Raw genomic sequence first — 13685 nt, 5'->3', positions numbered from 1 at the left:
TCAAAGTGAATGCTATCTAATTAATCGCTATCGAAAGAATTATTTTAAAAGATCACTAAAATATTATTGTGAATTATGAACAACTAATTATAAAATGGCACAATAAAGCTCAAAATGAAAATGATGATTTTTCCAGATTTGTATTTGAATATCTGTCTTTTATTGCTCAAGTTAAAACTAAATTCTTTCCATCAACTGAAATGGACAGAAATGCAATACAGAAACTAAAACAATATCAAACACTTAAAACAACATACCTTCAAGATATTCAACAAAACTCAGATCTGCGAAATAGTTGGAAGAGAATTCAGGAAGAGTTAACTGAAAAACCATTAACTAATGAAACTGGCGAATCTTCGGAAATTAAATGGTGGAATTGTAAATATGATCAACTGGATAATCAAACTGAAAAAGATACAAGGAAACAGAAAGGCATTATTCACTCTTTAGATGATTGGGAAAATATGGTGGAATTTTGGTATAGTGTTCGAAATAACCTTTTTCATGCATACAAGGATCCTGAAGATGATAGGGATCAATTCTTGGTGAAATATGGTTATTTGACATTATCAAAATTAATGAGCATCATCTTAAATGGAGAATTGAGTTATTCAGAAACTAGAACCTAAAATCGCATTATATAGTAAAACATCCTAAATCAAACGATGGATTGTCATTTTTTGAATTATACTTCATCATGCACAGATCTCACAAACATTGCGACAATGCAAATTGAATTAATTGTAGGCGCTATTGGAGGTATTGCAATAACTTGGATCTTTATTAAACGAGAAAAAAACAGAAAAAAATCAAGAGGCGATTTACTCACTAATACAATAGTTAGAGACACAATCATACCATTAAGAAAAAAAATTAGATTATTCTATAATATTATTATTGATCAAATTGAAATTAAAAAACCAGAATATGAACTGGAAAAATACGATAAACTACAATCGATATGGGAACAAATACGAGATTGGAAGTCTAGGATTTATCCGTTATTGACAGTTAGTGGAGACATACTTAATACAGAACAACACATACTCTTAGGTAAAATTTTAGACATTTTAGAAACAGATTTTCGTCTTCACAAAGATATTCTACATTTTAAAGTACATGTTTTGAATCTTGAACGACTTCTTACAGAGTATCTAAAAATGAATAAAGATAGCGTGATGAAGATTTATGTTGAAGCGAAAAAATCATACAAAAAAAGACTTCTTGAAATATCTGAGATAAAGGATGAGGAGGATGCTGTATGGGCGTCGACGAGTTCACAGAATTCAATGAGAGCATTTGAAAGAGACATTGCGGATATTATAAAAGACAAAAATTGATAATCTTGTATTTGTACTTATTACCTTAAAGACATTTGAATAAATTGTATGGAACCTAAAATCGCATTATATAGTAAAACATCCCACCAGACCCGCTACTTCCAATACTACCATCTTGGGGAAAAAAGGCGAGAAACCCGTCATTCTGGGAAAAGATGCAACACAATTTTGCGGTTCTAAGATACAGTGATACCAAAAAAATCTGTAAAGCCAGTATTGTCCTTGGCAAAAATCCAAGCAGAAAAGCAAGCTGATCCTTTAGAAAAATTCTATTCTGGTATCAAGGCACAAGACACCAAGGACGCATACCGAAAGACACTGACTGACTTTCTTTTTTTGGTTGAAGACTTTACTGGCACATATGAAAACAGAACTGTCCAGTTTGCCAAACTTGCAAAAAAAGACCCAGACAAAACCAAGCAACTACTCCAAGCCTATGCCATATATCTCAAAGAGCGGGTGCAACTGCCTACATCTAACCCGCAATACCTCAACCCGACCACGGTTCCCAACAAGTTCAAGGGAATCAAAAAATTCCTCAAAATGAACGAAATCCCAATAGCGTGGGCAATCATAGAATCAACCTTTCCAGAAATCAACAACTCAAGGCAGACTCGGGGCTATACCACCGAGGAAATCCGACACATACTGGACTATACCACTGATGCAATTACCGAGTTTTTGATACTGGCAGAGTCCTCATCTGGGATTAGGGTCGGGGCATGGGAAGATCAAGTGTGGGGAAATATCAGACCAATCTATGAGGTTGGCGCCGGCGTCTACACACATGATATTGCCAAGGCAAATGCTGATTCCAGAATCATATGTGCAAGCATGGTAGTCTATGACAAGACCAGTAGCAAGTACGTGGGGCTGATTTCAATCGAGGCGTGGGACAAACTACAAGTAGTAAAAAAGCAGTGGACTGAACACTTTGGTCGAGAGCCAGCGCCAGAAGACCAATTGATTCTGAATCGAAGCAAAAAGCCGTTTACAAGAAATGGCGTGCGCAACAAGCTCAACAAAGTAATTCTGCGCTCTGGTGTGCAAAAACACATGAAAAAAGATGAGCGCAACTATGAGGTTCCACTGACTCATGGCTTTAGAAAAAGATGGAACAAGATAATGTCCGAGCAAAAAATCAACGAGGACTCGCACGCAAATCTGATTAGAAAAGAGCGACTCTTTGGACACAAGACTGGCGTAACAAAGTTGGACAATTCCTATTTCTTTAGCGAAATTGAAGAATCCATCCAGCAATACCTACAAGCAATGCCGGAGCTGATGATTTCTGAGGAATATCGGGCAAAAAGAAAACTTGCACTAGTACAAGATGAGAACAGACACTTGGAGCGTACAATCAAGGAAAAGGACAACGCATTACTAATGATAGAGCAACTAAGGGCAAAGATCGAGAGAATTGAAAAACATGGGGATCCTTGTTATATCAAAGCCTGATCATGACACAACACAAAAAGAACGGCGTGACTTGTTTTAGTCAAAATGATACTTAGTCAGCTTTAGTTTAAGGGCATGCTTTTTACCAGATCTCTTGTTTGTCTTTTTTCTGTTTCTTCTAATTGGTAATGGGAATTTCTGTGTGTATTTGTTGGGTATTTTTTCCTCATATCCGTTGTAATAGGCTAGATGGATTTCTCTCATAACTTTGTAAATTAGGTTTTTGTCTGATGGATCACTGTGTCTTTCATAAAATACGCGTTGCTCTTCTGTTGGATAGTACAACTCGATTAGATGTCCTAACCATTTGGAATTTGCATGCAAATCAAACCACGTATTTTGCATCAAAACATCTATCTGTTTTAAAAGAACTCGGTTTGCTTTCATTCGGATTCTACTTGATGCTGGCATGTGCCTATAGATTTCGTCCCAAGACAACCTAATTGCTCGCTCTATTCTTATGGCTGTAGCACTTGCAATCAAATCAAAATTTAGTCTATAGTCGTCATCAAAACGGATCCTTTGATATCTTATCATGTGTTTTACTGGAAATAAAAAAATCTCTTTAATAAAATCCAATGATATTTTTTCCATTATGTGATTGAGAAATGCAAAATACAAAGAATTTCTTGAAGCATTTTTGATGAACTTGATTAATTCATCATCCTTGAATTTGTATCCCAAAGATGCCAAATGCCCCTTCAATGTGGGAGCATAAACATGAACGTTTTCTGTTAACGAATCTACTTTTTTGACATATTCTTCTTTTATCAAACCATGATATTTCATTCCGTTTTTTGCCCGTCTGTTTTTTACATACCCCCAAATGTGATTCCAATAGTAGTGCTCACGCCTTTTCAGAAAATGAATTCCCATCCCATCAATCTCACCCTTTGAATAATGTGATTCTATGGCGTAGCGGGCAATGTCTGTAGTAGTAGATGCTCCACACAATTCCAATGATGCCAGCAAATCCATGGCGTTTTTTGCCTTTTTTCCAATGAATATTGGGACTGTTCCATAAGGAAATTCGTTATCCCATAAAATTGGCTCATCCACCTGTGATGTCCTAGAATAGAATCTAATTCTAGTCATAAAATTGTATTCAAGCTAGTGGGTTTAAGGGTTATTGTTGAAATTAAAAATTATAAAAAAGAAAATAGGAATCGCAAAAATTCCTGCGTACGGTATTGAATTGCCAAATAAAATACCTCTACAAGCATTTTGTTTGCGCAAAATTCTGACTGTTGTTTTTGGAGGATATTTGCAATGAAATTTTACATGGAAACTGAAAGAGTTGCAACACACATCAAGGAATTATCATTAGAATTGGAGGTCAAGACATGACTCCTACCTTTGCCATTTCGCTTAACTGGGAAAGTTACACCAAAGATCCGATACTTGCGAAACTTGAAGAATGTGATCAGAAACTAAAGTTTGCTGTTTGGGAATTTATGGAATACTTGAGTGAAGAAATGAAATGTGATCATCCATTTGATATCATCAAATTGATAAAAGAATCCGTAGATCAATCTATCTCAAAATATTCGCCGATGGATGAATCATTTGATGATGGATTTGATGTAATGGAATTTGAATCAGAGGAGAAATTAGAAGATGAATGACAAACAATTAACAATCAAAACCCTCAAAGATCAAGGCGTCAAAATAATCCCAGTAAAAATGCATAGCAAAAAACCAGACGTTCCTGACTTTGAAAAGTATCTTACTGGTGAAAAGTTGTATGATGATGAAATAACAACAGAGCAGAATTATGGCGTCATATGCGGGAAAACATCTGACAATCTAACAGTATTTGATATTGAAAAAATAGATCCAGATGACTATTGGAGCAAGAATCCAAAACCAAAACACATTCCATTAGAAGACGGATTCATTGATGGAATCATTCCCAATTGCCTAAATGAGACATTTACCACTAAAACTGGTTCCCAGAACGTCCACATTTTGGTAAAACTAGAAAAAATACCGCCTAAAACAAGCAAGTTGATCTACATCAAAGATGAAAAGAACATCTACCAGATTGATTTTAAAGTAACTGGACAGTGCGTTGAGGCTGGATCTATTCATGAAAACGGTAATCCATACGAAATAATTTCAAACACCACAACCATAAAACGACTTGATCTACAATTAGTCCTTGAAAATCTGAATAAAATTGGTTTTAGATCACCGAATGAATGGAATAACGAGATTCAGAATGATTTCAACACTTGGACTATTGAAGAACTTATGCATGAACCGTGGATTAGGGGAGAAAGAAGGAGGAAACAAAAATCGCTTTACTGCAAACTTAGACGAATGAAAAAATCCCCCCGTGAAATTAAAAAAATCATATCACAAATCAATGATACACAAGACGAGCCATTGGACAAAGACGAGCTGGATTATAATTTCAAAGATGCAGAAAAATATTTTCAAAATGTAGTGTTGCCTACATGGGGATACCAAGAAGATGTAATTAATCCAGTACACACTAAGGACGAGATACAGAAATTCATTACCTATTTTATTAGACGATACGATATAGTTACACCTCACAACACAAATGACATTTATTATCGAGATGGAGTTATTCACAAACTTGGAATTGATGGAATTTTAAAGGATGAGCTTAGAAGAATAATAATTAGCAATCAACATTACAATGATTTGAAATTCAACATTGGCATTCAATCACAAATTCCAATGGGCGAACCTAATCCGTTTGATAATGATCTAATTGGATTATCAAACGTGGTTCTTGATCCAAATACATTTGAACCAATTACCACTACTGCGTATGTTAATTCATTCTTGCCTAGACGGTATAGACCAGAATTAAGAAATTTGGAAGACAAAATACTAACTGCAATAAAACAGATACTTGATGATCAATACGACAAGTTTCTTGCCATATGTGTAATCTTGTTGACTGGCAAAAACAATGTCAAAAAAATGCCCATATTTGATGGAGCCCCAGATTCTGGCAAGACTACATTATTGGAAATACTGCAAACATTTGTTGGCATTTTTACATCGATTCACATCAGAAAATTACAAGAAGAGACGAGATTGCTTGCAAAATGCACTTGCCGACTTAATGTAACTGACGAGGCTGAAAACTGCATCAGTGATCCAGACAGATTCAAACAAACCATTGACGGAACTGTCCAGCAAGAAGCATGGAAGTACGAGAAGGAATTCGCTACATATGATCCAAACAAAGTTCTTCATGTTGGTGGAGCAAACGGCATTCCAGACATTATGGGTGAAGCGGGTATTGCAAAAAGAATAGTTCGAATACCTTGCAGAAATCACTTTGAGAAAAATGACGTATGGAAAAAAGCACTTCTGACCGAAGACAATCTAGACAGATTCCTTATCACAGCTATTGACTATGCCAAATCTGGTGCCAAGAATCCGTTATTGGATATGAACACCAATGAAAAAGCTATACTCTATGAAATATTAGGAGACCCAGTCAGACACTTTAAAGAAAATTACATGTATCAAAATGATGGAGAATACTGCATGCCACCCGATGTTTATGATGCATTTGACAAGTTCCGCAAGGAAAATGGCATTAACAAAGAATTTTCTCCTGCAAAATTCGCAAGGGAGCTTGATATCAAAAGTATGTCAAAAAGAGTGAATGGAAAACCAGTCAAGGTCTATCTGGGATGGAATTTAGCGGGAAAGTCCAGCGTAGACCAAACACTCTAGTTTTGTAACCGTATTTTATTACATTCAGACCTTGTTTGTTATTTTATTGATTTGTAACCGAAATATCATTAATTGTGGTTACATTTGTGTCTGTGTAACCGTATTTACATTCTTTTTCTACACATTAGAATCTATTTTGTACATCTCATATTGATAACATGTAACAATTTTCGGTTACATCATCGTACAAAATATGCTAAAGTACTTGAATGAACTAATCATTTTTAGACACAAAAAATGAAGGCAAAGCTCCAAAGACAACTAGCAATAAGAGAAGGAATTCTTCAAGGAAGAACCCAAGAAGAGGTGGCAAAAAGACTCAACACCTCGATAAGTTCAGTTTATCGTGAGTGCAGACGTATGCGGGAAGCCAGCAAACAATGGATGACAGACCTAGCGGAACGAGATTTTACCAGAATTTACAAAGACTCACTTGATGGACTGTTGCAAGACTTGGCAAGATTGCATGACATGCTGGAAGAGCCAGACGTCAAGGGCAACCCCGAACTAGTACTACAAATCAGAAAACAAATTACTACAGTACGAGAAGCTCACCTAAAACACCTACTACGAGCCCCAATGGTATGGAGTTTGGAGGTTTTCAGAAAGAAATACGCAACAGACACAATCCCACAACCGCTCATGCCAAGTCTTGGCGGTATTTCGGGGGTTGATGTATGATTCACACGAAAAATGTTTATGGTTGCATGGAATGTGGCACCATTTTTCATATTCAATTTAGACCACTAAAATGTCCACACTGTAATAGTGGACTGAATCGTGCCCAAAAATTAGAAGGACTATTCCCTTGAGTCATTCTTGTTGAAATGATCTTTCAATTGTTCGCCAATCAACCTCTATAAACTACAAAATAACAGAGAAACTGTGTCGAACCAAAAAGTAACCTTTGAGTTTCTAAGCTCGCACATTTGGGCGGCAGCAGACATTCTACGTGGAAGCCTTGATGCTTCGGAATATAGACAGCCAGTAATGACGTTATTATTCCTAAAGCGACTAAACGACAGATTTGAAGAAAACGTTGAATCATTATTAAAAAAAGGCAAGACGGAAAAGCAGATCTATTCACAAAAATTCTTGCACGATTTTTTCATTCCACAAAGCGCCCGCTGGTCTGTTTTATCTGATGCTTCAAAAAATATCGGTGAGGAGATTGATGCAGTATGCAAAATAATAGAAAAGGAAAATCCGCAACTTGACGGAGTTTTAACCAATACAAAGTACAATGACAAAAGAAAATATCCCGATGATAAGCTAAAGGCGCTAGTTTCCCATTTTAACCAGCCAAGACTGCGCAATTCTGATTTAGTAAAAGAGGACATTTTTGGCGATGCATACGAGTATTTGCTGGAACACTTTGCAGATGAAATAAAGAAAAAGGGCGGTGAATTTTTCACGCCACGTGAAGTAGTCAAACTGCTGGTAAACATAGTAGAGCCAAAGGAAGGAATGAAAATTTGTGATCCAACTTGTGGTTCTGGTGGCATGCTGATTGTATCAAGGAGATTTGTGGAAAAACATGGCGGTAATCCACGTAATCTGGTACTTGACGGACAGGAATCAAACTATGGTAACTTGGCAATGTGCAAGATGAATATGGTCTTGCATGGAATCATTGACTTTAACATTGAATATGGTGATGTGCTATCAAATCCAAAACTTGTCGAGGGCGGAAAACTAAAACTGTATGATAGGGTCTTGGCTAATTTTCCCTTTTCAATGGACTGGGATAATGCTGGAGCAGAAAAAGATCCATACAACCGCTTCAAGTATGGAATTCCACCAGCCAAAGACAAGGCAGACTTTGCGTTTATCCAGCACATGCTTGCAAGTCTGAACGAGAAGGGTCAAGCGGCAATTGTCTGTTCTCAAGGAATTTTGTTTCGGGGTGGTGAGGAATCAAGGATTCGGGAGGGCATGATTAACGATGATGTCATTGAAGGAATCATTGCAATACCCGAAGGCTTGTTCTTTGGAACTGGTATCCCAGCATGCGTTTTGATACTAAACAAGAAAAAACCAGAGAAAAGAAAGAACAAGATAATTTTCATTTATGCTGCGGGAGAGGAGCATTACCTAGAAGGCAAAAGCAGAAACCGACTACGAGACTCTGACATTGATGATATTGTAAAGGCATTTTCTGATTTCAAAGATGTAGATAGATATTGTCACGTTGCAGCACTTGACGAATTCAAAGAAAACGAGTTTAACCTTAATGTTCCAAGGTATGTAGACATTTCGGAGCCAGAAGAGGAAATTGATATTCAAAGCACAATTAACGAGTTAAAAAAACTGGAAAAAGAAAGACAAGAAATTGAAAGTAAAGTGCAACAAGACCTCAAAGAACTAGGCCTGAAGGTTTAGAATAATGCAAGTGCAAAAAGCAAGACATGGTTACAAGCTTGTAAACTGGAATTATGGAAAAGAAATTGAAATTCCAGATGAATGGGAAATAAAAAAACTCAAAGACGTATTTGATTTAAAACAAGGCACATACCTAGATAGTTTTCAAACCGCAAGTGGAAAATTCAAAATTTATGGTGCAAATGGTGTGATTGGATATTCTAATCAATACATGCATGAAGACAGAACTGTCCTTGTTTCTTGCAGAGGTGAATATTGTGGAGCAACTCACTTTACAGATAGGTTTAGCTGGGTAAGTAACAATTCAATAGCACTAATACCAAAGAAAAAAAATGAACTAGAACCAAATTTTTTCTATCATTTCTTAAAAAACTCTAAATTTTACGCAGACATAACCGGTTCTGCGCAACCCCAAATCGTTGTAAATGTACTACAAAATAAGAAAATTATTTTCCCTATTCTCAAAGAGCAACAAAAAATCGCTTCTATATTATCAAATATTGATTCATTGATCAGTCAAACTCAGAAAATTATCGAACAAACTCAAAGACTCAAGAAAGGTTTGATGCAGAAATTACTGACTAGAGGAATTGGACATACCGAGTTTAAGAAAGTTAATCTTGGGAAACCCTTCTTAACTGTTAAAATTCCTAAAGCATGGACAGTTGAACCATTTAAAAAAATTCTTTCTGTTCAACAGAATTCTATAGATCTGATGGACTCTCAAAAATACGTCAGAATAACTGTTAAGCGAAGACATGACGGAATTGTCTTAAGAGATGAAGTGTATGGAAAACAAATTCTAACTGAAAATCAATTTAGAATTAATGCAGGCGAATTCATTATTTCTAGGAGACAAATTATTCATAATGCATGCGGACTTGTACCAAAACAGTTTGATGGTGCGGTAGTTTCAAATGAGTACTCAATATTTAGCGGTACTCGTCAACTTGACATAAATTATTTTGATTATTTTTCACAAACCGATTTATTCCATAAAACAATAGTTCTTACCACACATGGAGTTCACATAGAAAAATACATTTTATTGTTAGATGAGTGGTTAAATCTCAAAATGCCATTACCTCCAATCGATGAACAAAAAAGAATAACAAGAAGTATTACCGTAGTCGAAAAGAAATTACTTGCTAATCTACAATTTGAATCCCATCTCAAAAATCTTAAAAAAGGATTAATGCAAAAACTACTCACTGGACAGATGCGGGTCAAAGTCTAATGGTCAAATTTGTAGTGGGTGATGGTGATGAGGCACAAGAATCCGAACTTCCAGCACTGGAATTACTGCACAACCTAGGATACGAATACAAATCACAACTAGAACTAAACAAAACCAGATCTGATTATCGTCAAGTTCTGCTTTATGACAGACTAGAACAAGCAATCCGCCGATTAAACCCAAAGTTTGACGAGGATGGAATCCAAGATGCACTAGCACAAATCCGAGAGGACTCGTATCCTAGAACACTAGATCCAGTTGATACAAACGAAAAGATTCGGGCAAAACTGGTTGGGCTATCAAATTCGGAAGGACTGGAACCAATAACAGTAATCCAAAACTATGGTGATGGTGCAGAACCAAAAACAGTCAAACTGTTTGACTTTGAAAACCCAGACAACAACGATTTCCTAGTAACAAATCAATTCCAACTGGAGGGTCTCAAAAATCCAATATTTCCAGACATTGTGTTATTTGTAAACGGGATACCGCTAGTTGTAATTGAATGCAAGTCGCCCAGCATTCCAAAGCCAATAGAGCAAGCCGTGGAAAAGAACTTTGATCATTATCAGACACGTGGACTGGGATATGAAAGATTATTCTTTTACAATCATTGTTTAGTGGCAACATGTGGAACACTAGCCAGACATGGAACCATACTCTCTGATGTGAATTATTATGCAAGATGGGGCAAAGCCTATCCGTTTGAAGATAATGAACTAGAGCGAATTTGCAACCGAACACTCCGAGAGCAAGAGATCCTCATTGCTGGCATGTTTTCAAAAAAACATCTGCTAGACCTACTGGAAAATTATGTCATTTATGATGTGATAAACAACAAAAAGATCAAAAAAATTGCAAAACACCAGCAATACCGAGCAGTAACCAAGTCTATTGCCCGATTACAAACAAGTGATGACATAGCAGACAAGGGCGGGGTGATCTGGCATACACAAGGATCTGGTAAATCCTATACGATGCTCTGGTTCGCAACCCAACTAGTAAACAAACTAAACAATCCACCTATCATCATAGTCACAGACAGAAAGCAACTCGACAAGCAAATCCATGACACCTTTGAGAGTTGTGGCTATCCAGCACCAGTAAAAGCAGATTCTGCAAAACACCTATCTGAATTGCTAGCAAACCCAAAGGGCAAAACCATAATGACTACAATCCAAAAATTTGCAACGGATGCACCAATCCATACAGACCAAAAGGCAATTGTCCTAGTTGATGAGGCACACAGAACCCAATTCAAAATCACTGCCGAATCAATGCGGGCGGCAATGCCAAATGCAGTGTTTTTTGCATTTACTGGAACACCAATTGACAAAAAGGACAGAAACAACTACAAAGTATTCGGGCAACTCCTAGACAAGTATGGCTTTGAGGAATCAAAGGCAGATGGCGCAACACTGCAAATCCGATACGAGGGAAGGCTACCAGAATTGTTTGTCGAGGGCGGGGAGACAATAGAGCAAGTCTTTGAGCGAGTGTTTTCCGACCTTGACCAAGAAATGAAGGACAAGCTCAAAAAGCAATACGTCACCAAGGGCAAAATTGCCGAGGCGCCATCACGAATCAAAAAGATTGCATGGGACTTGGTCAATCACTATTCCCAACGCATAGAACCAAATGGCTACAAGGCAATGCTAGTTGCCCCATCACGGGAGGCGGCAGTCCTATACAAACAAGAATTGGACAAACTCAATGTATCATGTAAAATCATAATGACCTCACACTTGGGTGAAAAGGGCAAAGACGACAAATTATGGGATCAGTATTATCTAACAAATGAGCAACGAGAACAAGAAGCAGAAAAATTCAAGGATCCCAAAGATCCAACAAAGATTCTCATCGTGGTGGACATGTTGTTGGTTGGCTATGATGCACCAATTGTCCAAGTGTTGTATTTGGATCAATCACTAAAAGAACACAATTTGCTTCAAGCAATTGCTCGAGTAAACAGACCATATGATGAGGCAAAGACCTATGGTCTGATTGTGGACTATTGCGGAATAACAAAAGATCTGCAAAAGGCACTGGAAATATTCGAAGAGCAGGACATTCAAGGTGCACTGGAACCAATTGATCTGGAACTGCAAGAGCTAAGACTAAGGCACTTGCAAGTAATGTCGCATTTTAGGGGCGTTGACAAAAACTCCAAGGATGAAATCATTGTAAAGTTTGAGCCAATCGACATACGAGACCAATTCGAATATGATTTCAAGGCATTCTCAAAAGCACTGGATGCGGTAATGCCATCAAAAGAGTCAGACCCGTACATTGATGACTTCAAGTTTTTGAGCATGGCAAGGCAAACCATACGCACATACTATGAGGGAGTAAAGCCCAGCACCAAGCCGTATGCCAAAAAGATACAGCAACTAATTGATGATCATATCAGATCACTTAACGTCAAAGAACTAATCAACCCAATGGAAATTACATACGAGAATTTCCTAGCCTTTGTTGACAAATTCAAGTCAAATCGTGCAAGAACCGCACTTGTCAAAAACAAGGCAATTCAAGTCATTCAAGAACTAAAGGGCAACAATCCCGCATACTATGAAAAATTATGGGAGCGCCTACAAAGAATAATTGAAGAGGAAAAATCCAGACGCAAAGAAGACGCTGACTATTTTGGCAAATACAAGGAGATCTACGAGTCGGCAGTCCATGAGGAAAAGGAGCGCAAAATGGTCTTTGGTGATTATGAGGCACACCCATTCGAGTTTGCATTATACAGCGAGCTGCAAGAAATACTGGACAACAGAGACAAGTCAATTGATGCTACCAAGGCAATCTTTGCAAAATTATACCAAGAAACCCAGATTGTGGGGTGGAAACACAAAACCAGCAGCGAGAAAAAGATAATGGAAATAATTTATGATGAGCTGGGCAACATTGGATTTCCAGAAGACAAACTTGACGGATTTGCTGCAAAAATAATAGAGATAGCAAAGCATCGAATATGATCGGCAAAATAAGGTACGGCAACAGCGTAATCCAGTATCACGTAATCAAAAGCAATAGGAGAAAGACATCAGAGATTCAAGTTGATAAGGGCGGTGTGGTGTTCAGAGTACCAGCTAAAAAGACCAATTCCGAAATCAAAAAGACCATCGAGTGCAAAAAGCAATGGATATACAAAAAACAACTAGAATTTGCAAAGCAACCTAACAAAGTATCAATAAAAAAATATTCAAAGTCATTCATTCGAGGGCGTATACGACATTATTCTGGCAAATTGCAAGTCACACCACAAAAGATAGTATTCAAAAAACTAAGGGGGCGGTGGGGCAGTACTACAAAAGATAATGCCATCAATCTAAGTGTGGACTTGCTAAAAGCACCAAAACCAGTAATTGACTATGTCGTATTGCATGAACTATGCCATATCAAAATAAAGGAACACTCACATCAGTTCTGGAATCTGGTTCATAGATTCATGCCAGACTATGAACAAAGAAGGAAATGGTTGGATTTGAATGGCAAAGTAATCATATGATTTCATACCCAATCATTTTTTGGTTTAG

The 13685-nt window shown here is 37.2% G+C and carries 11 protein-coding genes; 10 read left to right on the top strand and 1 reads right to left on the bottom strand.

Annotation, left to right across the window (positions count from 1 at the left end; translation table 11 throughout):
* The first annotated feature begins 68 nt into the window (after positions 1-68).
* From NAQ_RS06075 to NAQ_RS06065, 3 genes are all read left to right on the top strand, one after another.
* Positions 69-629: a hypothetical protein gene (locus NAQ_RS06075; RefSeq protein ID WP_100182695.1), complete on the top strand. Its 561-nt coding sequence runs from the start codon at positions 69-71 to the stop codon at positions 627-629.
* A 96-nt stretch (positions 630-725) separates the two neighbouring features.
* Positions 726-1340, top strand: coding sequence for a hypothetical protein (locus NAQ_RS06070; RefSeq protein ID WP_100182694.1), 615 nt, complete (start codon positions 726-728; stop codon positions 1338-1340).
* 186 nt (positions 1341-1526) lie between these two features.
* Positions 1527-2798, top strand: a complete 1272-nt coding sequence (locus NAQ_RS06065) for a hypothetical protein (RefSeq protein WP_100182693.1) — start codon at positions 1527-1529, stop codon at positions 2796-2798.
* Positions 2799-2834: 36 nt separating this feature from the next.
* On the opposite strand, the gene NAQ_RS06060 is transcribed toward NAQ_RS06065, so the two are convergent.
* Positions 2835-3893 (bottom strand): hypothetical protein, encoded by a 1059-nt coding sequence (locus NAQ_RS06060; RefSeq protein WP_100182692.1) that lies wholly within the window; start codon positions 3891-3893, stop codon positions 2835-2837.
* 248 nt (positions 3894-4141) lie between these two features.
* Here NAQ_RS06060 and NAQ_RS06055 point away from each other — a divergent pair, with 248 nt between their 5' ends.
* The 7 genes from NAQ_RS06055 to NAQ_RS06025 all read left to right on the top strand — a co-directional run bounded on the left by NAQ_RS06055 (position 4142) and on the right by NAQ_RS06025 (position 13657).
* On the top strand, positions 4142-4423 hold the full coding sequence (locus NAQ_RS06055; RefSeq protein ID WP_100182691.1) for a hypothetical protein: 282 nt from the start codon (positions 4142-4144) through the stop codon (positions 4421-4423).
* Positions 4416-6524, top strand: a complete 2109-nt coding sequence (locus tag NAQ_RS06050; protein ID WP_100182690.1) for a bifunctional DNA primase/polymerase — start codon at positions 4416-4418, stop codon at positions 6522-6524. Before NAQ_RS06055 ends, NAQ_RS06050 begins: the two co-directional genes overlap by 8 nt.
* Positions 6525-6761: 237 nt before the next feature.
* On the top strand, positions 6762-7205 hold the full coding sequence (locus NAQ_RS06045; RefSeq protein ID WP_100182689.1) for a helix-turn-helix domain-containing protein: 444 nt from the start codon (positions 6762-6764) through the stop codon (positions 7203-7205).
* Between the two features lie 204 nt (positions 7206-7409).
* On the top strand, positions 7410-8906 hold the full coding sequence (locus NAQ_RS06040) for a type I restriction-modification system subunit M (protein ID WP_100182688.1): 1497 nt from the start codon (positions 7410-7412) through the stop codon (positions 8904-8906).
* Between the two features lie 10 nt (positions 8907-8916).
* Positions 8917-10143 (top strand): restriction endonuclease subunit S, encoded by a 1227-nt coding sequence (locus NAQ_RS06035; protein ID WP_162858668.1) that lies wholly within the window; start codon positions 8917-8919, stop codon positions 10141-10143.
* Positions 10143-13124 carry a type I restriction endonuclease subunit R gene (locus tag NAQ_RS06030; protein WP_100182686.1) on the top strand — a complete coding sequence of 994 codons (2982 nt, stop codon included), beginning with the start codon at positions 10143-10145 and terminating at the stop codon, positions 13122-13124. Before NAQ_RS06035 ends, NAQ_RS06030 begins: the two co-directional genes overlap by 1 nt.
* The gene (locus NAQ_RS06025; RefSeq protein ID WP_100182685.1) at positions 13121-13657 is read left to right on the top strand and encodes a M48 family metallopeptidase; all 537 of its coding nucleotides are present in this window, start codon (positions 13121-13123) and stop codon (positions 13655-13657) included. The genes NAQ_RS06030 and NAQ_RS06025 overlap by 4 nt, the downstream gene beginning before the upstream one ends.
* Positions 13658-13685 lie beyond the last annotated feature (28 nt).

This window comes from Candidatus Nitrosotenuis aquarius (assembly GCF_002787055.1).
GTDB lineage: Archaea > Thermoproteota > Nitrososphaeria > Nitrososphaerales > Nitrosopumilaceae > Nitrosotenuis > Nitrosotenuis aquarius.
The sequence above is the reverse complement of the archived record's forward strand: the minus strand, read 5'-3'. Positions and strand labels throughout refer to the sequence as shown.

Bases quoted from the DNA above. Each gene is read 5' to 3' on its own strand.
- NAQ_RS06070 (WP_100182694.1), top strand. From the start codon at position 726: ATGCAAATTGAATTAATTGTAGGCGCTATTGGAGGTATTGCAATAACT.
- NAQ_RS06045 (WP_100182689.1), top strand. From the start codon at position 6,762: ATGAAGGCAAAGCTCCAAAGACAACTAGCAATAAGAGAAGGAATTCTT.
- NAQ_RS06030 (WP_100182686.1), top strand. From the start codon at position 10,143: ATGGTCAAATTTGTAGTGGGTGATGGTGATGAGGCACAAGAATCCGAA.
- NAQ_RS06025 (WP_100182685.1), top strand. From the start codon at position 13,121: ATGATCGGCAAAATAAGGTACGGCAACAGCGTAATCCAGTATCACGTA.
- NAQ_RS06060 (WP_100182692.1), bottom strand. From the start codon at position 3,893: ATGACTAGAATTAGATTCTATTCTAGGACATCACAGGTGGATGAGCCA.
- NAQ_RS06050 (WP_100182690.1), top strand. From the start codon at position 4,416: ATGAATGACAAACAATTAACAATCAAAACCCTCAAAGATCAAGGCGTC.
- NAQ_RS06055 (WP_100182691.1), top strand. From the start codon at position 4,142: ATGACTCCTACCTTTGCCATTTCGCTTAACTGGGAAAGTTACACCAAA.